Below are 24,010 nucleotides of genomic sequence, written 5' to 3' on the forward strand. Positions count from 1 at the left end.
GGGCCGGGCCCGGTCGGGCGTCAGTCCTGCTGAGGCTCCGTCAGCAGCCGCATACCGCCCGTCAGTTCACGCAGGCACCGCATCGCGAGCTCCGCGGGGGAGCCGGGACCCTCCAGGCCCGCGTCCGACTCGGCCCAGGTCTCCAGGGCGACCCTGATCGCGTCCGTCGCGGCCGCGGCGGCGAAGCGGATCTCCAGCGGGTCGGCGTCGTCCCCGGCCAGCCGGGCCACGACGGGAACGAGCCTGTCCTCGGACTCCTGGTTCACCCGGTACCAGACCGCGCGCAGCGCCGGGTCCCCGGCGGCGGCCCGCAGCAGACCCCGTGTCCAGCGCATGCCCTCGGCCTTGGCCTCGTGGGGGACGGTCAGCGACTCGGTGACGGCCGACTCCAGCGCCCGGGGCAGCGGCGTGCCCGGCTCGGCCCCCGCGAGCCGTTCGCGCCAGTGGTCCCCGCCGATCGCGAGCAGAGGGCCGACGGCGTCCTGCTTGCTGCGGAAGTAGCGGTAGAAGGTGCGCGGTGCGACGCCGGCGCGTACGGCGATCTCCTCGGCCGTGGTGCCGTCGGGACCGCGCTCGGTGAAGAGCTCGGCGGCGGCGCGGGCGATGTCCAGCTGGGTTGCCGCCTTGCGGCGTTCGGTCAGCGACGGGGTCCTGGTCGCTCGGGACGGCTCGGTGCTCACGCGAGGAAGCGTACGCCCGGCGGGAGACGGAGACACGGGCCGCCCGGTCGGCGGAACGTGTCCCTCGGGCGGGCCGGGACGCACGGCGTGGACGCCCGGGGAACAGGGGCCTCAGGACGTCACGAGGTCACCCGTGTCCACCGGCGACGAGGCGGTCGCCGCCCGCTCGGCGTCGTCCGCGACCTCGTCGGCGGTCAGCACGTATCCCGTCTCGGCGTCGCTCGTGGAACGCGCGAAGACGACGCCGTAGACCTTGCCGCCGGTGGTCAGCAGGGGCCCGCCGGAGTTGCCCGGGCGGACCGTGGAGCGGATCGAGTAGATCTCGCGGGTGACCGGGTCGGAGCCGTAGATGTTCTGGCCCCGGGCCTTGATCTTGTTCGCGACCGTGGCGGCCTGGAGGTCGAGGCCGCCGTCCTGCGGGTAGCCCGCGACCACGGCCGCGTCGCCGCGGGCCGCGCTGTTGTCGAAGGGCAGCACGGGCGCCTTGAGCCCCGGTACGTCGAGCACGGCCACGTCCTTCTCGGGGTCGAACAGGACGACCGTCGCCTCGTAGGCCCGGCCCGTGCCGCCCACGCGCACGGTCGGCTTGTCGATGCCCGCCACCACGTGGGCGTTGGTCATCACGTGCTCGGGCGCGTACACGAAACCGCTGCCCTCGCGGCCCTGGGTGCCGACCGCGCCCTCGACCTTCACCGTGGAGCGCTGCGCGGCCAGCGTGGCCGCCGAGGTGACGCTGTCCCCCGAGGGCTTGGCGACGCTGGCCGTCGGCTCGTTCTCGAAGGGGTTGAAGACCTGCGGGAAGCCGGCCTCCGTGAGCGCCGAGGTGGCCCGGGAGAACCAGGCCGGGGTGGCCTCCGGCATCGCGTCCTGCACCGTGCCGAGCAGTGCGGAGCCGCGGATGGACGAGGTGACGACGGGCGAGGCGGACGCGCCGAGGACGCTCGCGGCCACCCAGGCCACGAGCAGCACCGCGACCGTGTTCGCCGCCGCGCCGCCCACTCCGTCGACCACGCGCAGGGGGCCCCGGTCCAGCTCGCGGCGCAGCCGCAGCGCCAGACGCCCCGCCAGTTCGTGGCCCGCGGCGGCGGGCAGCAGCACCGTGAGCACCGCCGTCACCGTCGCGGCCGTGGTCCCCGTCTCCACCAGGTCCATCACCCAGGGCAGTACCCACACGCCGATGACGGCACCGCCCACGAAGCCGGCCAGCGAGACACAGCCCGCGACCAGTCCGCGCCGGTAGCCGGACGCCGCATAGCCGAGGATGACCAGCAACAGCATGATGTCGAGCAGGTCCACGGAGCTCCCTTTCTCTTGGGCCCCTTAGTACGTGCCGGGCGGGCCCAGTGATCAGGTTCGCGCGCGTGGAACCGGCCGGTCGGCACACGTGCGTGGACCTGTAGAAACGTCCCGGACCGGGGCGTTGGTTCCACCGGGTGGCACAGCACACATCGCGGACGTCCCAGGTGTCCCGGAGAGTGGGTCCCATGTGCGCCCATCGGACCCCGCCCCCACGACGCACCTGGGGCGTGCCGGGAGGGCTGCGCGAGAAGCTGGGGCGCTCGATGCGACGAGCCCGGCAGGGGCGCGCGCTCACGGCACGGAGGGATGGGCCGGGGCGTACACCTCCCACACGCGCGCCGGGCGGACCACGTCCGCCGTTCCTGGCCCGCGTGCCCCGTCGCGCGCGTGTCGCCCTCGCCTGTGTCCCCGGTCTCGTGGCCGTCGCCGGACTGGTGCTCTGCGCCGTGGGCATCGACCGGACGGCGGGCGACGCCGAGCGCCCCGTCGTGGCGCGGGCCGCCGCGGTCGGCCACAAGGCCGCGAAGCCCCCCATCGTGCCGAGGGAACGCTGGCTGGGCGACGCCTCCTACACCCGGCCGCCCACCCGGTACGCCGACCGTGTGTCCGCCGTCTTCGTGCACCACACCGACTCGCCGAACGGGTACGACTGCGCCGACGCGCCCCGCATCATCCAGTACCTCTACACGGGGCAGGCCGGAGTCAGGCACTGGGACGACATCGGCTACAACTTCCTCGTCGACCGCTGCGGCACGATCTACGAAGGCCGGGCGGGCGGCGCCGACCGCGCCGTCGTCGGTGCCCACACCCAGGGCTTCAACGTGGGCACGACGGGCATCGCCGCGCTCGGCACCTTCACCTCGGGCGTGCCGGTCCCCAAGGCCATGACCGACGCCATAGCGGCTGTCGCCGCCTGGAAACTGGGCCTCACGGGCATCGACCCGCGCGCCACCGTGCGGCTCGTCTCCACCAACAGCCTGAGCAAGTACCGTGCGGGCACCCGAGGCACCTTCACCGCCGTCTCCGGCCACACCGACGGCTACTGGACCGCATGCCCCGGCGCCGCCCTCATGGCCAGGCTCCCCGAGATCAGACAGCACGCGGCCCGCCTCCAGGGCAGGCTCTAGGCCCGCGGCGGCCCGGTACCGCCGCCTCACAGGTACGCCACAGCCGGTTCACGGACCACCCCGAGCCACGCCTTCTAACGTCGGGGCACGCACCGACTGGAGGCGGGGATCATGAACGGTCGCAGGGACATGAGCAGTCGTACGGACAGCCACAGCCACAGCCACAGCCACAGCCACGGCAACGGCAACGGCCGCGCGGACACGGGCGGGCGCGGGGGCCCGGGCGCCGGGACCGCCATCGGCGGGCCCGGCCGAAGGCAGCCGCCGTCCCGGGGCACGTCCCTGTGGGCGCGGGTGGTGCGCGGCCCGTGGACCGTGGCCTGTGTGGTGGCCGCCGTCGTGGTGGGGCCGTCCGCCGCCACCGCGTCCGCGCTGGACCGGGCGAACGCCGCACCCCCGCACAGCGCCCCGGGAGCGGGCTCGCCGTGGCCCGCAGGAGCGCAGGGGACCGGGTTCGAGAGGTCGCGGGGCCCGGCCCGGTAGTGAGGACCGGGGAGCCGGGCGAGAGGGAGCGGGGCAGGAGCAGGAGGAGCGGGCGGGCGAGTCCGGCGGGAGAGGCGGCCGGTGTCTGACTGCGTCAGTCCGCGAACCGGTCCCACAGCCGTGGGAAACGCTCCGCCAGCAGGGAGTGGTTCTCCAGGTCGAGCGGGGTGCCCAGCGGCTCCGGCGGTGCCGCCGCGATACCCAGGTCGGGCGCTACCGTACCGGTGAGCTGCTCGTACGCCTCGTCCGCCGAGTAGCCCAGCTCCTCGCCGTCCCCGTCGACCTCGTCGTCGAAGTCCGTCAGGAGGTCGGCCAGTTTGTCCGGATCGTGCACGGCGCTCTCGTAGGTTTCCCGGCCCTGGCCGATCAGCCAGCAGCGGAAGAAGTCGAAGGCGTCGTCGCTGGCCCCGTCGAGCAGGATCCAGGCCGCGCCCCACAGCTCCCAGGTGTACGCGCGGTTGTAGCGGGCCTCGAAGTGGCGGGCGAAGTCCAGGACCATCTCGGGGTCCAGCTGCAGGAGCCGCTCGACCAGTAGATCGGCCTGCTCCTCGGGGTCGCCCTCGGCGGCCTCGCGGGTCGCGTCCACCAGCTCCCAGAACTCCGTCTCGTCCATCACGGGACAAGCATCGGGCCTGTGACCGGCCCGCGCACCCGGGGACAGGCGGATCGTTATCCGCGCACATGCCTGCGGAAAGTCCGACAGCAGGTGTCGGTATTCGGCGGGATGCTCGGCGTATGGAGAGAACAGAGGAACCAGCACAGGGGATCGCGCAGCCGCTCGCCGGGAGGATCGCCCTGGTGGCGGGTGCCACCCGCGGCGCCGGACGGGCCATGGCGGTCGAGCTGGGACGCGCGGGAGCCACGGTGTACGTGACCGGCCGCACGACCCGCGAGCACGTCAGCGAGGTCGGCCGGACCACCGAGACGATCGAGGAGACGGGCGAACTGGTCGACGCGGCCGCCGGTGTCGCCGGCCGCGGGATCGCCGTACCGACGGACCACCTCGAACCGGAGCAGGTGCGCGCGCTCGTCGACCGGATCGACCGCGAGCAGGGCCGGCTCGACATCCTCGTCAACGACATCTGGGGCGGAGACGTCCACCTCGACTGGTCGGCGGAGAAGCAGCCCGACATGTGGGACATGGACCTCGGCAAGGGGCTGCGGATCATGCGTCTCGGCATCGAGTCGCACCTCGTCACCAGTCACTGCGCGCTGCCGCTGCTCGTCCGCAATCCCGGCGGGCTGCTCGTCGAGGTCACCGACGGCACCGAGGAGTACAACCGGCGCTACCGCAAACCGCTGTTCTACGACCTCGCCAAGACGGCCCCGATCCGCATGGCGTACGACCTGGGGGAGGAGCTGAAGGAGCACGGCTGCACGGCGGTCTGCGTCACTCCGGGCTGGCTGCGCTCCGAGGCCATGCTCGACACCGCCTTCAAGGTCACCGAGGAGAACTGGCGGGACGCCTGCGAGAACGTCCCGCACTTCGCGATCTCCGAGACGCCCACGTACGTCGGCCGGGCCCTGGTCGCGCTCGCCGCCGACCCCGACGTGGCCCGCTGGAACGGGCGGTCGCTGTCGAGTGGCGGCCTCGCCCAGGAGTACGGCTTCACGGACGTCGACGGCTCGGCGCCCGACGCGTGGCGCTACCTCATCGAGGTGGAGTCGCAGGGCAGGCCGGCGGACGTGACCGGCTACCGGTAGCCCCCGCCGGAGCCCCTCAGCCCTGCTCGTCGTAGTACACGGCCGTCCGGGCCGCCGCCTCGGCGAAACGCCGCCTGAGCCCGGACGGCTCCAGGATCTCCACCTCGGGGCCGAGGGAGAGCAGCTGGGTGTACGCGACGTCGTACGACTCGACGGGCAGCGTAAGCGTGATCCGGCCCCTGTCGTCGGGCGGGCCCGCCTCGGCCAGGGCCTCCTGCGCCGAGACCGGGTCGACGGTGTGTTTCAGCCGCCGTGCGCCCGCCTCGGTGAGACGCACCACGATCGTCGCCCGCAGGAGAGAGCGGGCGAACTGCGCGGCCCGCTCCGCCCAGAAACCCGGCAGGTCGAACGACTCGTCGCGGTCGAAGCGCTCGCTGCCGGGCTCGACCGCCGTGAACCGGTCGATGCGGTACACGCGGAAGGAACCGGACTCGGTGACCCGGGCGCACACGTACCAGACGCCCGCCTTCAGCACGAGACCGTACGGCTCCAACTCGCGCTCCACGTCGGCCTCCTGGCGTCGGTAGCGCGCGGTGACCCGCAGGTCGTCCCAGACCGCCTCGGCGATCGACGGCAGCAGCTCGGGGGGCTTCGGTTCGGCGAACCAGGCGGGCGCGTCCAGATGGAAGCGCTGGGACGCCGTCCGGGAGGCGTCCTTGAGGGAGGGCAGCAGGGCGGCGGACACCTTCAGCCGGGCGGCGGAAGCCGCGTCCTCCAGGCCCATCTCGCGGAGTGCGCCCGGCACCCCGGAGAGGAACAGGGCCTCGGCCTCGCTCCTGGCGAGACCGGTGAGCCTCGTCCGGTACCCGCCGATCAGCCGGTAGCCGCCCACCCGGCCCCGGTCCGCGTACACCGGGACGCCGGCCTCCGAGAGGGCCTGCGCGTCCCGGGTGATCGTGCGCTCCGACACCTCCAGCTCCCGGGCGAGCTCGGCGGCCGTCATCGACGGCCGGGACTGGAGCAGCAACACCATCTTGATGAGCCGGGCAGCACGCATGCGGCACATTCTGCCGGGTGGCCGGGTGCGGGCCGTACGGGGTGCGCCCCCGGACGAAGCAGGGGCGCAGCCCCGCTTTGTCCGGGGGCGCGGGGAACTGCGTGACCAGCCCCCACCGGCCCGCAGCCGGCCTACGGCACTTACAACCCGTACCGCCCCCGCGCTTCCTTCACCGCGGAAGCCGGCACCTCGCCGCGCCGCGCAAGCTGCGCCAGCGCCGCCACGACGATCGACTGCGCGTCGACGCCGAAGTGGCGGCGGGCCGCCTCACGGGTGTCGGAGAGGCCGAAACCGTCGGCGCCCAGCGACGAGTAGTCCTGCTCGACCCACTGCGCGATCTGGTCGGGCACCTGCCGCATGTAGTCGGAGACCGCGAGGACGGGCCCCTCGGCACCGTGCAGCGCCTGGCGCACGTACGGCACCCGCTCCTCGCCGCGCAGCAGTGCCGCGTCGGCCTCCAGCGCGTCCCGGCGCAGCTCCGTCCAGGACGTGGCCGACCAGACGTCCGCGGCCACACCCCACTCCTCCGCGAGCAGCCGCTGAGCCTCCAGGGTCCAGTGGATCGCCGTACCGGAGCCGAGGAGCTGGATGCGCGGGGCGTTGGCGGCGTTGACCTGGACCCCGGCCGACTCCGCCGTGTTGAAGCGGTAGAGGCCCTTGACGATGCCCTCGTCGATACCGAGACCCGACGGCTTCGCGGGCTGCGGGATCGGCTCGTTGTAGACGGTGAGGTAGTAGAAGACGTTCGAGTCCTCGCCGGGCGCGGCCTCGCCGTACATGCGGCGCAGACCGTCTTTGACGATCGTCGCGACCTCGTACGCGAACGCCGGGTCGTAACTCATGGCGGCCGGGTTCGTCGCCGCGATGACCGGCGAGTGCCCGTCCGCGTGCTGCAGGCCCTCGCCCGTCAGCGTCGTACGGCCCGCCGTGGCGCCGACGAGGAAACCGCGGCCGAGCTGGTCGCCGAGCTGCCACATCTGGTCGGCCGTGCGCTGCCAGCCGAACATCGAGTAGAAGATGTAGAACGGGATCATCGCCTCACCGTGCGTGCTGTACGCGGTGGACGCGGCGATGAAGTCCGCCATCGAACCGGCCTCGGTGATCCCCTCGTTGAGGATCTGGCCGTCCTTGGCCTCCTTGTAGTACATCAGCTGGTCACGGTCGACCGGCTCGTACGTCTGGCCCTTCGGCGAGTAGATGCCGAGGGACGGGAAGAGGCTCTCCATGCCGAAGGTGCGCGCCTCGTCGGGGACGATCGGCACCCAGCGCTTGCCGGACTGCTTGTCGCGGACCAGGTCCTTGACCAGGCGTACGAAGGCCATGGTCGTCGCGATGTTCTGCGAGCCGGAGCCCTTGTCGAAGGCGGTGAACGCCTTGTCGGCCGGGGCGGGCAGCGGCGCGAGGGCGTGCGTACGGCGGGCGGGGGCCGGGCCGCCGAGGGCCGCGCGGCGCTCCTGGAGGTAACGGACCTCGGGGGCGTCGGCGCCCGGGTGACCGTAGGGGACGACCCCGTCGACGAACTGGCTGTCGGAGATGGGCAGTTCGAGCAGGTCACGCATCTGCTTGAACTCGTCCGTCGACAGCTTCTTCATCTGGTGGTTGGCGTTCTTCGACGCGAAGCCCTCGCCGAGGGTGTGGCCCTTGACCGTCTGGGCCAGGATGACCGTCGGGGCGCCCTTGTGCTCGACGGCCGCCTTGTACGCGGCGTACACCTTGCGCGCCTCGTGACCACCGCGGGAGAGGTGGAAGCACTCCAGGATCTTGTCGTCGCTCAGCAGCTTCGCCAGCTCGACGAGCGCCGGGTCGGCGCCGAAGAAGTCCTGGCGGATGTAGGCGGCGTCGCGGGTCTGGTACGTCTGCACCTGCGCGTCCGGGACCTCACGGAGGCGGCGGACGAGGGCGCCGGTGGTGTCGAGCCGGAACAGCTCGTCCCAGGCGTTGCCCCACAGCGACTTGATGACGTTCCAGCCGGCGCCGCGGAACTGGGCCTCCAGCTCCTGCACGATCTTGAAGTTCGCGCGGACCGGGCCGTCGAGGCGCTGGAGGTTGCAGTTGATGACGAAGGTCAGGTTGCCGAGACCCTCGCGGGAGGCGAGTGCGAGGGCCGCCGTCGACTCCGGCTCGTCCATCTCGCCGTCACCGAGGAACGCCCACACGTGGGACGCCGAGACGTCCTTGATGCCGCGGTTGGTGAGATAGCGGTTGAAGCGCGCCTGGTAGATGGCAGACAGCGGGCCGAGGCCCATCGACACCGTCGGGAACTCCCACAGCCAGGGAAGCCGGCGCGGGTGCGGGTACGACGGGAGACCGTTGCCGCCCGCCTCCTGGCGGAACTTGTCGAGGTGCGCCTCGGTGAGGCGGCCGTCGAGGAAGGCGCGGGCGTAGATGCCGGGGGAGGCGTGGCCCTGGATGTAGAGCTGGTCGCCGGACCCGTCGGCCTCCTTGCCCTTGAAGAAGTGGTTGAAGCCCGTCTCGTAGAGCCAGGCCGCGGAGGCGAAGGTGGCGATGTGCCCGCCCACGCCGTGTTTCGCGCCCCGGGTCACCATCGCGGCCGCGTTCCAGCGGTTCCACGCGGTGATCCTGCGCTCCATCGCCTCGTCGCCGTCCGCGGTGGGCTCGGCGGCGGTCGGGATGGTGTTGACGTAGTCGGTCTCAAGCAGCTTGGGCAGCGCGAGGCCGTTGCCCTCGGCGCGCTCCAGCGTGCGGCGCATCAGATACGCGGCTCGGTGCGGCCCGGCCGCCTTGGTGACGGCGTCCAGGGAGGCCTGCCATTCGGCGGTCTCCTCCGGGTCGCGGTCCGGGAGCTGGTCGAGCTCGCTCGGCTGGATTGCGGTGGGGTCGGTCATTGCGCCGCCTTCCGGATGCGGAGGGGGTTCCCTCGTCGGCAAGGGGTTCTACGGGGGGTGCCCTTGGTCTTTGGCAGGACAGGGCGGCGGGCTCGTGTGGGAGCCCGTCGGTGACTGTAACTCGCTGATCGATGATCGATCAAAGGGTTGAAGGGGAAAACCTCTTGATCACGACAAAGTAGGCACGGGGTGCCTTGGCCGCAGGCACGCGGTGCCTTGTTTTCGCAGGTGAGACAGGCCGTCGGGGGTACTTCTGAGCGGGCCGGCGCTCCACTGCTCGCGACCGCCGGGACGGGATCGCGGTTACGCGGGCTCGTTGCCCGTCCGCGGCGCGCACCCCAGCACATGCGCCTTGACCAGCTCGGCGATCAGCGGATCCCGGCGCCGGAACGCCTCCACCAGTGCCTCGTGCTCCTCCGCGTACGACTGCTGGACCGTGCCCAGCCAGCGGATCGACAGGGCGGTGAAGACCTCGATGCCCAGACCCTCCCAGGTGTGCAGCAGCACGGAGTTGCCCGCGGCCCGCACCAGCTCGCGGTGGAAGCCCACCGTGTGGCGGACCTGGCCGGTGCCGTCGGCCTTGCGGTCGGCCTCGTACAGGGCGGTGACGTGCGGTTCGAGCGCCGAGCAGTCGGCGGCGAGGCGCTCGGCGGCCAGCTCGGCCGCGATGGCCTCCAGCCCCGCCCGCACGGGGTAGCTCTCCTCCAGGTCCGCCGCGGTCAGGTTCCGTACGCGGACGCCCTTGTTGGGCGCCGACTCGATCAGGCGCAGCGACTCCAGCTCGCGCAGGGCCTCCCGCACGGGCGTCTGGCTGACCTCCAGCTCGGTGGCGATCCGCCGCTCCACGATCCGCTCGCCCGGCTTCCAGCGGCCGCTCACGATCCCCTCCACGATGTGCTCGCGGATCTGCTCGCGGAGCGAGTGGACGACGGGCGCGGTCATTGGGGGCTCCTTAGGCTGGGGCGCTCCGGCCCCGAGGGCGTTGACTTCTAGACAATAAGGCCGGTAGTCCCTCCGGGAAGGGTGCGCGGGGGTGCTTTCCCGCAGGTGAGATGAGCCGCACACGTGGCTTTGTCGGCTTGGTTGTGCGCGACAGGGGGAGGGGCCCGCAGGCTGTCTGGCGGCTTTCCGTCGGTCGTGGCTTGTCGCGCAGTTCCCCGCGCCCCTGAAAAGCGGGGCTGCGCCCCCGGCCTTTCGTCCTTCAGGGGCGCGGGGAACTGTGCGACCAACCCCCACCGGCCCGCAGCCTGGCCACAACGCAAAAGGTGCCCCCGCCCGTAGACCGGGCGGGGGCACCTCGTCGTGCGATGCGGCGGCGGAGCCTACAGGCCGAGCTCGACCTCGAACTCGCCCGCCTCCAGGATCGCCTTGACCGCCGTCAGGTAACGGGCGGCGTCCGCGCCGTCCACCAGACGGTGGTCGTAGGAGAGCGTCAGGTACGTCATGTCACGGACGCCGATGACCGTGCCCTCCTCCGTCTCGATGACGGCCGGGCGCTTGACCGTGGCACCGATGCCCAGGATCGCGACCTGGTTCGGCGGCACGATGATCGTGTCGAAGAGCGCACCACGCGAACCGGTGTTGCTGATGGTGAAGGTCGCGCCGGACAGCTCGTCCGGGGTGATCTTGTTCGCCCGGACCTTGCCCGCCAGGTCGGCGGTGGCCTTGGCGATACCGGCGATGTTCAGGTCGCCCGCGTGCTTGATGACCGGGGTCATCAGGCCCTTCTCGGAGTCGACCGCGATACCGACGCTCTCGGTGTCGAAGTAGGTGATCGTGCCCTCTTCGACGTTGATCCGGGCGTTGACGGCCGGGTGGGCCTTCAGTGCCTGGGCCGCCGCCTTCACGTAGAACGGCATCGGGGAGAGCTTGACGCCCTCGCGCGCCGCGAAGGAGTCCTTCGCCTTCGCGCGGAGCTTCATCAGCCGGGTGACGTCCACCTCGACGACCGAGGACAGCTGGGCCTGCTCGTGCAGGGCCTTCACCATGTTGTCGCCGATGACCTTGCGGATGCGGGGCATCTTCACGGTCTGGCCGCGCAGCGGAGAGGCCTCCAGCGTCGGCGCCTTCTTGGCGGCGCTCGGCGCGGCCGCGGCCGGAGCCGGGGCTGCGGCCGCGGCCTTCGCGGCCTCGGCGGCGGCGAGGACGTCCTGCTTGCGGATACGGCCGCCGACGCCGGTGCCCTTGACGGAGGCCAGGTCGACGCCGTTCTCGGCGGCGAGCTTGCGCACCAGCGGGGTCACGTACGCGCCGTCGTCACCCGAGGTCGCGGCAGGCGCCTGGGCCGGGGTGACGGGAGCGGGAGCCGGTACCGGCGCGGCCGGAGCCGGGTCGGGGGCCGGAGCCGTCTGCTGCTGCGGGGCGGGAGCCGACGGCGCCTGCGGAGCCGGAGCGGCGGGCGCCGGAGCCGCGGGGGCGGCCGGAGCCGGAGCCGGGGCAGCGGCGGCGGGCGCCGGAGCAGGGGCGGCGGGAGCGGCCGCCGCGGCCGGAGCCGCGCCCGGGGCACCGATGACGGCGAGCTTCGCGCCGACCTCGGCGGTCTCGTCCTCACCGACCACGATCTCCAGCAGCACGCCGGCGGCGGGCGACGGGATCTCGGTGTCGACCTTGTCCGTGGAGACCTCGAGCAGCGGCTCGTCCTCCGCGACCTCCTCGCCGACCTCCTTCAGCCAGCGGGTGACGGTGCCCTCGGTGACGGACTCGCCGAGCGCGGGCAGGACGACGTCCGTGCCCTCGGCGGAGCCGCCGCCGGAGGCGGCCTCGGCGGTCGGGGCCGGCGCCGGAGCGGCGGCCTCGGTGGACGGGGTGGCCTGCGGGGCAGGCTCCGGAGCGGGCTCCGCCTCGGGAGCGGGCTCGGCGGCCGGAGCGGACTCGGCAGCGGGCGCACCCGAGCCGTCGTCGATGACGGCCAGCTCGGCGCCGACCTCGACGGTCTCGTCCTCGGCGACCTTGATGGAGGCGAGCACACCGGCGGCAGGGGAGGGGATCTCGGTGTCGACCTTGTCGGTCGACACCTCGAGCAGCGGCTCGTCGGCCTCTACACGCTCGCCCTCGGCCTTCAGCCAGCGGGTGACAGTGCCCTCGGTGACGCTCTCGCCGAGCGCCGGAAGGGTTACGGAAACCGCCATGGTTTCGGTTGCTCCTTACGAATTGCGGAAGTCTGGGTCGTCGCGTCGTGTGGTGACCGAGGGTCGGTCAGTCGTGCGAGTGCAGCGGCTTGCCGGCGAGCGCGAGGTGGGCCTCGCCCATCGCCTCGTTCTGCGTCGGGTGGGCGTGGATGAGCTGCGCCACCTCGGCGGGCAGCGCCTCCCAGTTGTAGATCAGCTGGGCTTCGCCGACCTGCTCGCCCATGCGGTCACCGACCATGTGGACGCCGACCACGGCACCGTCCTTGACCTGGACGAGCTTGATCTCGCCCGCGGTCTTGAGGATCTTGCTCTTGCCGTTGCCCGCGAGGTTGTACTTCAGAGCGACGACCTTGTCCGCACCGTAGATCTCCTTGGCCTTGGCCTCGGTGATACCGACGGAGGCGACCTCGGGGTGGCAGTACGTCACCCGCGGCACGCCGTCGTAGTCGATCGGAACGGTCTTGAGACCGGCGAGACGCTCCGCCACCAGGATGCCCTCGGCGAAGCCGACGTGCGCGAGCTGGAGCGTCGGGACCAGGTCACCCACGGCCGAGACGGTCGGCACGTTCGTGCGCATGTACTCGTCGACCAGGACGTAGCCGCGGTCCGTCGCGATGCCCTGCTCCTCGTAGCCGAGACCGGCGGAGACCGGGCCGCGGCCGATGGCGACGAGCAGGATCTCGGCCTCGAAGGTCTTGCCGTCGGCGAGGGTCACGCGGACGCCGTCCTGCGTGTACTCGGCCTTCTCGAAGAACGTGCCGAGGTTGAACTTGATGCCGCGCTTGCGGAACGCGCGCTCAAGAAGCTTGGAGCTGTTCTCGTCCTCGACCGGGACGAGGTGCTTGAGACCCTCGATGACCGTGACGTCGGTGCCGAAGGACTTCCACGCCGAGGCGAACTCGACGCCGATGACGCCGCCGCCCAGCACGATCGCGGACTGCGGGACGCGGTCCAGCGTCAGCGCGTGGTCCGAGGAGATGATGCGGTTGCCGTCGATGTCCAGGCCCGGCAGCGACTTCGGCACGGAGCCGGTCGCCAGGAGCACGTGACGGCCCTCGACGCGCTTGCCGCCGACGTCCACGGAGGTGGGGGACGACAGGCGGCCCTCACCCTCGATGTACGTCACCTTGCGCGAGGCCACCAGGCCCTGCAGGCCCTTGTAGAGGCCGCTGATCACGTCGTCCTTGTACTTGTGGACGGCGGCGATGTCGATGCCCTCGAAGGTGGCCTTGACGCCGAACTGCTCGCTCTCGCGTGCCTGGTCGGCGATCTCGCCCGCGTGCAGCAGGGCCTTGGTGGGAATGCAGCCGTTGTGCAGGCAGGTGCCGCCGAGCTTGTTCTTCTCGATCAGGGCGACGTCCAGGCCCAGCTGCGCTCCGCGCAGGGCCGCGGCGTAGCCTCCGCTACCACCGCCGAGGATCACTAGGTCGAAAACGGTGCTGGCGTCGTTCGCCACGTCACGTCCTCCATGCATGTGCGCCTACGCCGGTCTGCGTCGACCGGGCGGCGGCTGGTGTCCGGCCGCTCTTTCTTCGGCCCTGAGGTGGGCCCTGTCCTGCCGAGAACCCATCTTCGCACTTGTCGGCGACAGGCGGGACGCCGGGCCGGGCAGTGAGACGTCTGATCGATCACACGGCAGTGCGTTCACCGGGGCCGCGCACCCCCGCGCCCCTTCAGGGGCGCGGGGAACTGCGCGATCGGCCACACCCGGCCCGCACCCGCCGTAGGGCGGTCCGAGCCGGGCCGTGGGGCGGGCGTCAGCCCAGATCCCCCGCGGCGGTCAGCTCGGCAAGCCGCACCAGCGTGCGTACGGCCGACCCCGTCCCACCCTTGGGGGTGTACCCGAAGGGCCCCTGCTCGTTGAAGGCGGGCCCCGCGATGTCGAGGTGCGCCCAGGTGATGCCCTCGCCCACGAACTCCTTCAGGAAGAGCCCGGCGACGAGACCACCCCCGTACCGCTCGCCCATGTTGGCGATGTCGGCGGTGGGCGAGTCCATGCCCTTCTTCAGGTGCTCCGGCAGCGGCATCGGCCAGGCGGCCTCGCCGACCTCCTCGGCGGCCTCGTGCACCGCGGAGCGGAACGCGTCGTCGTTCGCCATGATCCCGAACGTGCGGTTGCCGAGCGCCAGCATCATCGCGCCGGTCAGCGTCGCCACGTCGACGATCGCGTCGGGCTTCTCCTCGGACGCCCTGGTGAGCGCGTCGGCGAGGACGAGCCGGCCCTCGGCGTCGGTGTTGAGGACCTCGACGGTCTTGCCGCTGTACATGCGCAGCACGTCGCCCGGACGGGTGGCGGAGCCCGACGGCATGTTCTCGGCCAGCGCGAGCCAGCCGGTCACGTTGACCTCGAGGCCGAGGCGGGCGGCGGCGACGACCGCGGAGAACACGGCGGCGGCGCCGCTCATGTCGCACTTCATCGTCTCGTTGTGCCCGGCGGGCTTGAGCGAGATGCCGCCCGAGTCGTAGGTGATGCCCTTGCCGACGAAGGCGAGGTGCTTCTTCGCCTTGGACGACGTGTACGACAGCTTCACGAGGCGGGGCGCGGACGCGGAACCGGCGCCGACGCCGAGGATGCCGCCGTACCCGCCCTTGGCGAGGGCCTTCTCGTCGAGCACCTGCACCTTGATGCCGTGCTCCTTGGCCGCGGCCTGGGCGACGGCCGCGAAGGCCTCCGGGTTCAGGTCGTTCGGCGGGGTGTTGATGAGGTCGCGGGCGCGGTTCAGCTCCTCGGACACGGCGGTGGCGCGCTCGACGGCCGCCTTGAACGCCTTGTCACGGGGCTTGCCGCCGAGCAGCGCGGCCTCGGCGAGCGGGGCCTTGCCCTTCTTGGCGCCGTTGCCGTCCTTGCCGGTCTCCTTGTACGCGTCGAAGGAGTACGCGCCGAGCAGCACGCCCTCGCCGATGGAGCCGACGTCGGCGGCGTCCGTGACAGGCAGGGCGAACGCGGCCTTCTTGGTGCCGGCCAGGGCGCGGGCGGCGACGCCGGCCGCGCGGCGCAGGGTCTCCGCGGAGAAGGAGTCGTCCTTCTCGGGGAGGGCACCGAGACCGACCGCCAGCACGAGCGGCGCCTTGAAGCCGGACGGCGCAAGCAACTTGGTCACCTCGCCCTCGCCGCCCGAGGCGCCGAGGGTCTCCAGAACGCCGGCGAGCCTGCCGTCGTACGCCTTGTCCACGGCCTCGGCGCCCGGCGCGACAACCAGGTCACCGGACTTGGATCCAGTGCCCTTGGCGACACCGACGACGATCGCGTCGGCTCGCAGGCCGGGCGCCGCGGCGGTGCTGAGAGTGAGAGCAGTCACGGTGGTGAAATCTCGCTTCCGTTGAGTTGCTGTGGCCGGCGGGGGTGAGCTCGGCCGGGGCGTTTGGAGTCCCGGGCACGAGCCTACGCGCGGTGGCGCGTTTCGCTCATTCCAGCGGGTGTTCATCCCTGTGTGATGGCCTGGCCACTTCTCGCCCGTCCCCGCTGTGTCCCGGAACGCACGCCTTCCGTTCGCGGTGAGCGCCACTCTCCCCGCATCGCGTTATCGGGCGGGCCGCTCCGGACTCCCGGCGGACGCCGCGCACTTGTCGCGGCCTTCGCGCACGGCCGCCGCCGGAAGTACACGAACAACCCGAACCCGAACCCGAACCCGAACCCGAACAACCGAACCCGAACCGCTCCGCGCCGCTCACGAGAGAGTGAGGACCACCAGCGTCGCGGTGGCGGCGGTTTCGGCCAGGCCGCCGAAGACGTCGCCGGTGATCCCGCCGAACCTGCGGACGCAGTGCCGCAGCAGCAACTCGGCGCACCCGCACGCCACGAGCACGGCCAGCACGCCCAGGACGAGACCGCGGGCTCCGAGGAACGCCCCCGTGCCCGCCGCGACGAGAACGGTGACCCCGCCCGCCACGAGCAGCGCCGCCCGGGGGGAGACCACGCCCGCGACCGCCGCACCCAGTCCCTCGGGCCGCGCCGCCGGCACCCCCGCCCGGGCGGCCAGCGTGAGCGCGAGCCGGGCGACGGTCGCGGACACGACGGCCGCGAGGGCGCCCCGGACCCACGAGGACCCGTACGCCTCGGCGAGCGCCGCCACCTGGGCGAACAGCACGAACACAAGGGTGATGACGCCGAACGGCCCGATGTCCGACTGCTTCATGACGCGCAGCGCGTCCTCGGCGGGCCTGCCGCTGCCGAGGCCGTCGGCGGTGTCGGCGAGGCCGTCGAGGTGGAGGCCGCGGGTGAGGACGGCGGGTACGGCGGCGGTGGCCACGGCCGCCGTCAGCGGACCCGCCCCGACCAGCAGCAGGAACAGGCCCGTCGCGGCGGCGAAAAAACCCACGGCCAGCCCGGCGACGGGCGCGCTCAGCATCCCGGTGCGCGCGGCCTCGCGGTCCCAGCGGGACACCGTCACGGGGAACACGGTGAGGGTGCCGAAGGCGAAGCGCAGCCCGTCGGACCAGGACATCTCGGAGGCCTCGGGCGTCTCGGGCGGGGGCGTGGACACCGGCGCAGGTTACCCGGCGGGCCGGAAGCCCCTCACGGCAGCCGTGGATAAAGTGCGCATATGGGGCATTGGTGGACACGGAACATCATCGAGCCGGGGAAGCTGCCGCTGCTGCTGGCGCTCGCTTCCTTCGTGCTGACCTTTGTGATCACCCGGATCGTGGTCCGGATGATCCGGGCGGGCAAGGGCCCCTTCGGCAACGTGAAGGCCGGCGGCGTCCACATCCACCACGTCGTCCCCGGGGTCGTCCTGACCGTGATCGGCGGCTTCGGCGCGGTGGGCAGCGGCCGGCACGGGTTCGGCTCGGCCGTGTTCGCCGTGGTGTTCGGGATCGGCGCGGGCCTGGTACTCGACGAGTTCGCGTTGATCCTGCATCTCGACGACGTGTACTGGAGCGAGGAGGGCCGCAAGAGCGTCGAGGTCGTGGTCGTCACGGCGGCCCTGGTCGGCCTGATGCTCAGCGGCTTCCTGCCGTTCGGCGTCAACGACCTCACCGAGGAGGAACTGCAGGACCGCGCGGGCGTGATCGTGAGCATCGCGCTGAACTTCCTCATCGCGCTGCTGGCCCTGAGCAAGGGCAAGGCACGCATGGCGATCTTCGGTGTGGTCGTCCCGCTCGTCGCCCTGGTCGGCGTGATCCGTCTGGCCCGCCCCACCTCCCCGTGGGCCAGGCGCTTCTACCGCCGGCGGCCGCGCGCCAGAGCCAAGGCCCGGCTGCGGGCCTACCACCACGACCGCCGGTGGGCGGGACCCCGCCGCAGGTTTCAGGACCTGATCGGCGGCAAGCCCGACCCCGAACCCGTCCGCTCCCTGCCGCAACGCCGCTGACGGAACGCGGAGATCGCGCACACCGCCAGCACGGCGGCGATCGCGGCCAGGTGCTCCTTGCCGGCCAGGTTCTCCTTGACCAGCACCTCGACGATCATGGCCACGACGACGGCGCCCGCGGTGCGGTACGCGCGGTACCGCCACCCGAGGAAGAGGGCGAGCCCGACCACGGCCGCCGACGGCCCGGTGTCCACGACCAGCGCGTCCGAGGCCGGCAGTCCCAACGGGCCGTGGGGGCCCAGCGCGATGCCCACGCGCGCGTAGAGGGTCCCGGCCAGCGTGGCGACGTACGCGACGGTCAGCGTCCGCCACCGGCCCAGACAGATCTCGGCGATCCCGAACACGACGAGGATCTGTGCGAGCGCGCCCCACACGGGCAGATCCAGGGCCGGTACGAAGACGGAGAGCGGGGTGCGCAGGAGGGCCGGGCCCAGCGGGTCCTCGGCGCGGACGGCACCGATGTCCTGGACGAACCGGTAGCCCCAGGACTGGTTCTGCGCGTACTGCAGGAGCGCCGTCAGGCACACCGCGCCGACGGTCATGGGTATCGCGCGCCATCGCCTCGCGGCGAGGCCCGCGCGCACGGCCGCGTACAGCGGGCCCCACTCGGCGCGGGCGGCGCGGCCGAGGGAGTTCACCGGCGCGCACCGTCCCGTCCGTGCGTGGTCATCGGCGCGGGACCGCCGCTCCGTGCGCCCTCATCCGTACGTCCTCATCTGTGCGACTCCAGGTGCTTGCGGTGCAGCCACTTCGGCAGGCCCGGCGCCTCCAGGAAGCCTTCCGCGCGGGCGGCGGCGAGGCCGATGCGCGGCAGGTCGCCGCTCTTCTCGAAGAGCAGGAACCGCGGTTCCCAGATGGGCCGGTACTTGGCGTTGGCGCGGTACAGGGACTCGATCTGCCACCAGCGGGAGAAGAAGCTGAGCAGTGAGCGCCACAGCCGCAGCACCGGCCCCGCGCCGAGGCGCGCGCCACGTTCGAAGACGGAACGGAACATGGCGAAGTTGAGCGAGACCTGAGTGATTCCGATCTCGGGGGCCTGCTGGAGGAGCTCGATGACCATGAACTCCATCAGCCCGTTCTCGGAGTCCCGGTCCCGCCGCATGAGGTCGAGGGAGAGCCCGCGCGGCCCCCAGGGCACGAAGGACAGCACCGCCCGCAGCTCGCCCGCCCCGTCCTCGCCGCCGCCGTCCCGGCACTCGAGCATCACGCACCGGCCGTCACCGGGGTCCCCTAGCCGCCCCAGCGCCATGCTGAAGCCCCGCTCGGTCGCGCCGTCCCGCCAGTCGTCGGCGCGCTCAAGGAGGTACGCCATCTCGTCGGCCGGGATGTCCTCGTGGCGCCGGACGCGCACCTGGTAGCCCGCGCGCCGCACACGGTTGTAGGCCTGACGGACGGTCCGCATGGCCCGACCGTCGAGGGTGAAATCGGCGGTCTCGACGATCGCCTCGTCCCCGAGCTCGAGCGCGTCCAGCCCGTGCCGGGCGTAGACGGTCCCGGCCTCCTCGCCCGCGCCCATCACCGCCGGGATCCAGCCGTGCGCGCGGGCCTCGGCGAGCCAGGGGTCGATGGCTCCGGGCCATGCCTCGGGATCGCCGATGGGATCGCCGGAGGCCAGCGAGACACCGCCGACGACCCGGTAGACGACGGCGGCCTTGCCGGTCGGCGACCACACCACGCTCTTCTCGCGGCGCAGCGCGAAGTAGCCGAGGGAGTCCCGGTCGCCGTTGCGGTCGAGCAGCGCCCGCAGCCGCTCCTCGTCGTCCTCGGTGAGCGGGTCGACGGCACGGCGGGAGCGGAAGGCCGCGTAGAAGACGGCGAGGACGAGCAGGGTGCTCAGCACGTTGATCGTGACGTTCACCCAGTTGGGAGTGGTGATCCCGGGGAAGCGGGAGTCGTCGGCGGCGACCGAGATCAGCCGCAGGGTGCCGTAGCGCCAGCGGTCGGTGAAGGTCGAGAGGTGCGCGTCGTGGGCGTGGTTCGTGACAGTCACCAGCAGCGCGGCCAGCAGGGAGCAGAGCAGGAGCCCGCCGACGCCCACGGCCGCCGCGAGTCTGGGGTTCGAGCGGTCGCCCTTCGCGTAGAACTCGCGTCGGCCGACGACGAGGGACGCCACGAACGCCGCCGTCAGGACGAGGGAGATCCAGTTCTGCGGGTACCGACGGATCTCCGGGAAGATCATCGCGAAGGCGAACAGCAGCAGGAAGAGCCCGGCGAGCACCAGGTTGAGGATCCAGGCCGCCCGTTTGCGCCGGCGCATGGTGATCGCCAGGAACATCGTGAACACGCCCGACGCGAAGCCCGCGGTCAGCAGGTACGGAGTGAAGTAGTTCTCCGTGTTGTGGCGGCGCACGTCCTGGCCGAGCGAGACCCAGACGGCGCTGAGGAAGTTGAGGAACGAGACGACGCGGAGGTACCAGACGGCGAACGCGGCGGCGATTCGGGCTCTTCCCATGAAAATGGATCATATGGGGCAGGGGGTGACAAGGGCGTAGCCCCGCCCTTCAGGGGCGCGGGGAACTGCGCGACCGGGCCGCCACACGCCCGAACACGACGAACCCCGCTCAAGCGGCTATGCGTCCCTCGGGGCCGGGGCCGGGGCCGGGGCCGGGGTCTCCGGGGCTTCAGGCGCTTCGGCGGGCGCTTCGGCGGCTTCCGGAGCCGCCTCCGGCACCTCGGGAAGCTCCGCGGCCAGCGCCGCCGCGGCCTGCACCAGAGGCAGCGCGAGCAACGCCCCCGCTCCCTCGCCGACCGTCACCCCGTGATCGAGCAGTGGTTCGAGCGCCATCCGGTCGAACGCCTTGGCCTGCGCGGGCTCGCCACTGCTCTGGCCGGCCAGCCACCAGTCCGGCGCACGGAAGGCGACCCGCTGCCCGACCAGTGCACAGGCCGCGGAGACGACTCCGTCGAGGATCACCGGCGTCTTCCGTGCCGCGCTCTGCAGCAGGAAGCCGGTGATCGCGGCGAGGTCCGCGCCGCCGACCGTCGCGAGCAACTGGAGCTGGTCCCCGAGAACGGGCCGGGCCCGGCGCAGCGCGTCACGGACCGCCGCACACTTGCGCATCCAGGCGAGGTCGTCGATGGCCCGCCCTCCGCGCCCGGTGACGACCGACGCGTCGGTCCCGCACAGCGCCGCCACCAGCACGGCCGCGGCGGTCGTCCCGCCGACGCTCACGTCCCCGAGCACCACGAGGTCGGTCCCGGAGTCCGCCTCCTCGTCCGCGACGGCGATGCCCGCCCGGAACGCGGTCTCCGCCTCCTCCAGGGAGAGCGCGTCCTCCACGTCGATCCGCCCGGACCCGCGTCGCACCCGGTGCCGCACGACCTCGTCGGGCAGGGTGCCGGGCTCGCAGTCGAGCGCCATGTCCACCACGCGCACCGGCACCCCGAGGCGCCGGGCCAGTACGGACACGGGGCTCGCGCCGTCGAGCACGGAGCGCACCAGTTCGTCCGCGCTCCCGGCGGGCCGCGCCGACACCCCCAGTCCGGCAACCCCGTGATCACCCGCGAACAGCACCACGCGCGGACGCTCGACCGCCCGCACCGGCACCGCCCCCTGTGCCGCCGCCAGCCACTCACCGAGTTCGTCGAGGCGGCCCAGCGCCCCGGGCGGCACGACCTGGCGCTCCCGGCGCGCCTCGGCGTCACGGCGGACGCCACCGTCCGGGCGCTCGATCAGATCGGTGAAGTCGTCGAGATTAAGCGGGCTCATTCGCCGAACAGTACCGGCAGTGATCGGACCGGGATCCTGACGGGCGGTCAGTGGGATGTGCCAGGTCGTTGCGTCGAAGATCGCGATCCCATACGTTCCGGTTTGCAGTGGATTGTCATACCGGTTTGTATCAGCTGGTAACGGCACATATCAGCCTCTACAGGGTCTTACCCCGTCGGACCGGCAGGAGCAGACAGACCATGCCCCCCACACCCCCCACACCCCCCACGCCCGTCACACCCCCCGCACGGCCGACCGTCGCCCAGCGCCGTGCCGTGTATCTCGGCGAACTCGCCCGGGGCACCGACCGCTTCCACGAACCGCGCAGGCCCGACTGCCCCTGGTGCGGCTCGCGGCGGCTGCGCACCCGGCTGCGGACCCCCGACCTGCTCCAGCACAAGCCCGGCACCTTCGTCGTCGACGAGTGCGAGGACTGCGCCCACGCCTTCCAGAACCCCCGCCTCACCGCGGAGGGCCTCGCCTTCTACTACCGGGACTTCTACGAGAACCACGAGAGCCGGGAGAACGGCGAGGAGCACGAGAGCTTCGCCGAGCGGATCCTGCGCGCCCGCGCCGGCCGCAGGCGCCACGAGGCCGCGGCCCGCGCGATGCTCCCGTTCCCGGAGCCCGAGAGCTGGCTGGACGTCGGCACCGGCCACGGCCACTTCCCGGCGGCGGCCAAGGAGTTGTACACCTACACGGCCTTCGACGGGCTCGACCCCACCGCGCGCGTCGAGAAGGCCCGGGCCGCGGGCCGGGTCGAGGAGGCGCACCGCGGCCTGCTGCCCGACCTGGTCGAGCGGCTGCGTGCCCGCTACGACGTGGTCAGCATGTTCCACCACCTGGAGCACAGCCCGGACCCGCGCGTGGAACTGCGCGCCGCGCTCGCCGTGCTGCGCCCCGGCGGGCATCTCCTCGTCGAAGTCCCGGACCCCGACTGCGCGTTCGGCGCGCTGCTGGGCAAGTGGTGGGTGTCGTACTGCCAGCCGCAGCACCTCCACCTCATTCCCCTGCGCAACCTGCTCGACGAACTCGACGAACTGGGCTGCACGGTCGTCTCCACCGACCGCCGCGAACCGCACGTCCCCTACGACCTGACCGGCGCCCTGGCCCTCGCGATCGGCAACCGGCTGCCGGGCGGGGACGAGCCCTGGCGGCCCTCGCCGCCCACCGACCTCCAGCGCACCCTCCGGACGGCGCTCACCCGGGCCACCACCCCGCTGCTCGCCTCCGCCTTCGTGCTGGACCACGCCCTGGCCCCGCTCCTGCGCCGCACACGCTTCTCGAACGCGTACCGGATCATCGCCCGCAAGAACGCGCGCGAGCCGTCCCGCCGGCCCGGGCCCCGCCCGGAGCGCGGGCCTGGCGAGCCTCTCAGCCCTTCAGCGTGAGCGCCTGTCCCGCCACCACCAGCAGCACGTGCTCGCACTCGGTGGCGAACGCCGTGTTGAGGCGGCCCAGTTCGTCGCGGTAGCGACGGCCGGAAGGGGTGGCGGGGACGATGCCGGAACCGACCTCGTTGGAGACGGCGACCACCGTGCGGCGGGTCTCACGGACGGCGGCCGTCAGCTCCTCGACACGCGCCCGCAGCGCGCGCTCGCCGCCGCCCGCCCACTCGTCGTCGTCCCACGCGCCCGCCGAGTCCATGGCGTCTGTCAGCCACAGGGACAGACAGTCGATGAGCACCGGCGGCCCGTCCTCCTTCAGGACCGGTACGAGGTCACAGGTCTCGGTGGTACGCCAGGAGCCGGGACGCCGCTCGCGGTGCGCGTGCACCCGGGCCGCCCACTCCCCGTCCCCGTTGCGCGCGCCGCCCGTCGCCACGTACAGCACGTCCGGGAAGGCCTCCAGCCGTCGCTCCGCCTCCACCGACTTCCCGGAGCGCGCCCCGCCGAGCACCAGCGTCCGGCGCGGCACGTCGGGCACGTCCTCGTACACCCCCACGGTCAGCGTCGTGCCGTCCGGCACGGCCCGTGCCCCCGCGGCCGCGAGCCGCCGCCCCAGCTCACGGCCCGGCGGCACGTCGTGGTCGAGGTGCACCGCGATCACGTCCGTGGCGGGCCCGACGGCTCCGACCAGCCTCAGCCGGGCCAGCGCGTCCGGCCGCCCGACGACGTCCCCGACCACCATGTCGTACATCTCGGCCGTCTCGTCCAGGCCCGCCGGGGCCGCGCCCGGCGGCAGATAGAGCAGCCGCTGCCCGTCCGGACCCGTGACCGCGTACCCGGTGCCCGGGGCGTCCATCGGCAGCGCCCGCACCCGATGCCCCGTCAGCAGGGTGAGCTCGCGCCCGTCCGGCACCCGCCCCGGCTGCGGCAGCCCCGCCGGCACCTCCACGGCGGGGCCGTCATGGGGGTGCGACAACAGCACCTGTCGCACCCCGTTCAGCGAGTGCCCGGCCCGGGCCGCCGCGAAGGCCGCCCCGGGCGTCAGATCCAGCAACAACGTCCCGTCCACCAGCAGGGCGGCGGCCGCCCGGGCGCCCTCACCGAGCGCCACCGCGCAGACGGCGCACGAACAGTCGGGCCTGGGCAGCCCCATGGGCCCGCCGGTACCAAGCAGAGTCACTTCCACGGAGCCGATTTTTCCGTGTCTGCGCGGCTCGTGCCCGTCAGGGGTGCACAATGGCGCGCTTCTTCTGGGCCGCGGGACGTCGCGCGAGCGGTCCCCGTCCGCCCGGCACCGGCACCCCACAGTTCTCGACCTGCACCTTTGAACACCGGAC

The 24,010-nt window shown here is 72.5% G+C and carries 19 protein-coding genes; 5 read left to right on the forward strand and 14 right to left on the reverse strand.

The window, feature by feature from the left end; translation table 11 throughout:
• Positions 1–20 precede the first annotated feature (20 nt).
• A complete protein-coding gene (locus O1Q96_RS10195) occupies positions 21–680 on the reverse strand; it encodes a TetR/AcrR family transcriptional regulator (protein ID WP_269247859.1) in 660 nt (219 codons plus the stop codon).
• A gap of 111 nt (positions 681–791) precedes the next feature.
• A complete protein-coding gene (locus O1Q96_RS10200) occupies positions 792–1,976 on the reverse strand; it encodes a MarP family serine protease (RefSeq protein WP_269247860.1) in 1,185 nt (394 codons plus the stop codon).
• A 374-nt stretch (positions 1,977–2,350) separates the two neighbouring features.
• Between O1Q96_RS10200 and O1Q96_RS10205 the strand changes: the two genes are divergently transcribed.
• A complete protein-coding gene (locus O1Q96_RS10205) occupies positions 2,351–3,106 on the forward strand; it encodes a peptidoglycan recognition protein family protein (RefSeq protein ID WP_269247861.1) in 756 nt (251 codons plus the stop codon).
• 129 nt (positions 3,107–3,235) lie between these two features.
• On the forward strand, positions 3,236–3,589 hold the full coding sequence (locus O1Q96_RS44200; RefSeq protein ID WP_331276032.1) for a hypothetical protein: 354 nt from the start codon (positions 3,236–3,238) through the stop codon (positions 3,587–3,589).
• 94 nt (positions 3,590–3,683) lie between these two features.
• Here O1Q96_RS44200 and O1Q96_RS10215 read toward each other — a convergent pair whose 3' ends face one another.
• Entirely contained in the window at positions 3,684–4,202 is a 519-nt protein-coding gene (locus tag O1Q96_RS10215; RefSeq protein ID WP_269253556.1) for a DUF4240 domain-containing protein, read from the reverse strand.
• Positions 4,203–4,324: 122 nt separating this feature from the next.
• On the opposite strand from O1Q96_RS10215, the gene O1Q96_RS10220 reads away from it, so the two are divergent.
• A complete protein-coding gene (locus O1Q96_RS10220) occupies positions 4,325–5,293 on the forward strand; it encodes an SDR family oxidoreductase (protein WP_269247862.1) in 969 nt (322 codons plus the stop codon).
• A 16-nt stretch (positions 5,294–5,309) separates the two neighbouring features.
• Here O1Q96_RS10220 and O1Q96_RS10225 read toward each other — a convergent pair whose 3' ends face one another.
• The 7 genes from O1Q96_RS10225 to O1Q96_RS10255 all read right to left on the reverse strand — a co-directional run bounded on the left by O1Q96_RS10225 (position 5,310) and on the right by O1Q96_RS10255 (position 16,709).
• Positions 5,310–6,290 carry a helix-turn-helix transcriptional regulator gene (locus O1Q96_RS10225; RefSeq protein ID WP_269247863.1) on the reverse strand — a complete coding sequence of 327 codons (981 nt, stop codon included), beginning with the start codon at positions 6,288–6,290 and terminating at the stop codon, positions 5,310–5,312.
• Positions 6,291–6,430: 140 nt separating this feature from the next.
• Positions 6,431–9,136: a pyruvate dehydrogenase (acetyl-transferring), homodimeric type gene (aceE, locus tag O1Q96_RS10230; RefSeq protein WP_269247864.1), complete on the reverse strand. Its 2,706-nt coding sequence runs from the start codon at positions 9,134–9,136 to the stop codon at positions 6,431–6,433.
• 303 nt (positions 9,137–9,439) lie between these two features.
• Positions 9,440–10,078 carry a GntR family transcriptional regulator gene (locus O1Q96_RS10235; RefSeq protein ID WP_217458430.1) on the reverse strand — a complete coding sequence of 213 codons (639 nt, stop codon included), beginning with the start codon at positions 10,076–10,078 and terminating at the stop codon, positions 9,440–9,442.
• Between the two features lie 380 nt (positions 10,079–10,458).
• Positions 10,459–12,264 (reverse strand): 2-oxoglutarate dehydrogenase, E2 component, dihydrolipoamide succinyltransferase, encoded by a 1,806-nt coding sequence (sucB, locus tag O1Q96_RS10240; RefSeq protein WP_269247865.1) that lies wholly within the window; start codon positions 12,262–12,264, stop codon positions 10,459–10,461.
• Between the two features lie 67 nt (positions 12,265–12,331).
• The gene (gene lpdA / locus O1Q96_RS10245) at positions 12,332–13,720 is read right to left on the reverse strand and encodes a dihydrolipoyl dehydrogenase (protein WP_269247866.1); all 1,389 of its coding nucleotides are present in this window, start codon (positions 13,718–13,720) and stop codon (positions 12,332–12,334) included.
• 301 nt (positions 13,721–14,021) lie between these two features.
• Entirely contained in the window at positions 14,022–15,563 is a 1,542-nt protein-coding gene (locus O1Q96_RS10250) for a leucyl aminopeptidase (RefSeq protein ID WP_269247867.1), read from the reverse strand.
• Between the two features lie 369 nt (positions 15,564–15,932).
• Positions 15,933–16,709, reverse strand: coding sequence for an adenosylcobinamide-GDP ribazoletransferase (locus O1Q96_RS10255; protein WP_269253557.1), 777 nt, complete (start codon positions 16,707–16,709; stop codon positions 15,933–15,935).
• Positions 16,710–16,808: 99 nt separating this feature from the next.
• Here O1Q96_RS10255 and O1Q96_RS10260 point away from each other — a divergent pair, with 99 nt between their 5' ends.
• On the forward strand, positions 16,809–17,576 hold the full coding sequence (locus tag O1Q96_RS10260; protein ID WP_269247868.1) for a hypothetical protein: 768 nt from the start codon (positions 16,809–16,811) through the stop codon (positions 17,574–17,576).
• Here the strand turns inward: O1Q96_RS10260 and O1Q96_RS10265 are convergent.
• The 3 genes from O1Q96_RS10265 to cobT all read right to left on the reverse strand — a co-directional run bounded on the left by O1Q96_RS10265 (position 17,513) and on the right by cobT (position 21,285).
• Positions 17,513–18,214 (reverse strand): hypothetical protein, encoded by a 702-nt coding sequence (locus O1Q96_RS10265; protein ID WP_269247869.1) that lies wholly within the window; start codon positions 18,212–18,214, stop codon positions 17,513–17,515. The two genes, O1Q96_RS10260 and O1Q96_RS10265, sit on opposite strands and share 64 nt — an antisense overlap.
• A 74-nt stretch (positions 18,215–18,288) precedes the next feature.
• On the reverse strand, positions 18,289–20,028 hold the full coding sequence (locus O1Q96_RS10270; protein ID WP_269247870.1) for a phosphatidylglycerol lysyltransferase domain-containing protein: 1,740 nt from the start codon (positions 20,026–20,028) through the stop codon (positions 18,289–18,291).
• Between the two features lie 117 nt (positions 20,029–20,145).
• On the reverse strand, positions 20,146–21,285 hold the full coding sequence (gene cobT, locus O1Q96_RS10275; RefSeq protein WP_269247871.1) for a nicotinate-nucleotide--dimethylbenzimidazole phosphoribosyltransferase: 1,140 nt from the start codon (positions 21,283–21,285) through the stop codon (positions 20,146–20,148).
• A 200-nt stretch (positions 21,286–21,485) separates the two neighbouring features.
• Between cobT and O1Q96_RS10280 the strand changes: the two genes are divergently transcribed.
• On the forward strand, positions 21,486–22,676 hold the full coding sequence (locus O1Q96_RS10280) for a class I SAM-dependent methyltransferase (protein ID WP_269247872.1): 1,191 nt from the start codon (positions 21,486–21,488) through the stop codon (positions 22,674–22,676).
• On the opposite strand, the gene O1Q96_RS10285 is transcribed toward O1Q96_RS10280, so the two are convergent.
• Entirely contained in the window at positions 22,660–23,859 is a 1,200-nt protein-coding gene (locus tag O1Q96_RS10285) for a bifunctional adenosylcobinamide kinase/adenosylcobinamide-phosphate guanylyltransferase (RefSeq protein WP_269247873.1), read from the reverse strand. The two genes, O1Q96_RS10280 and O1Q96_RS10285, sit on opposite strands and share 17 nt — an antisense overlap.
• Between the last annotated feature and the right edge of the window lie 151 nt (positions 23,860–24,010).

The sequence above is a fragment of the Streptomyces aurantiacus genome (assembly GCF_027107535.1).
In the GTDB taxonomy this organism is placed as follows: Bacteria; Actinomycetota; Actinomycetes; order Streptomycetales; family Streptomycetaceae; genus Streptomyces.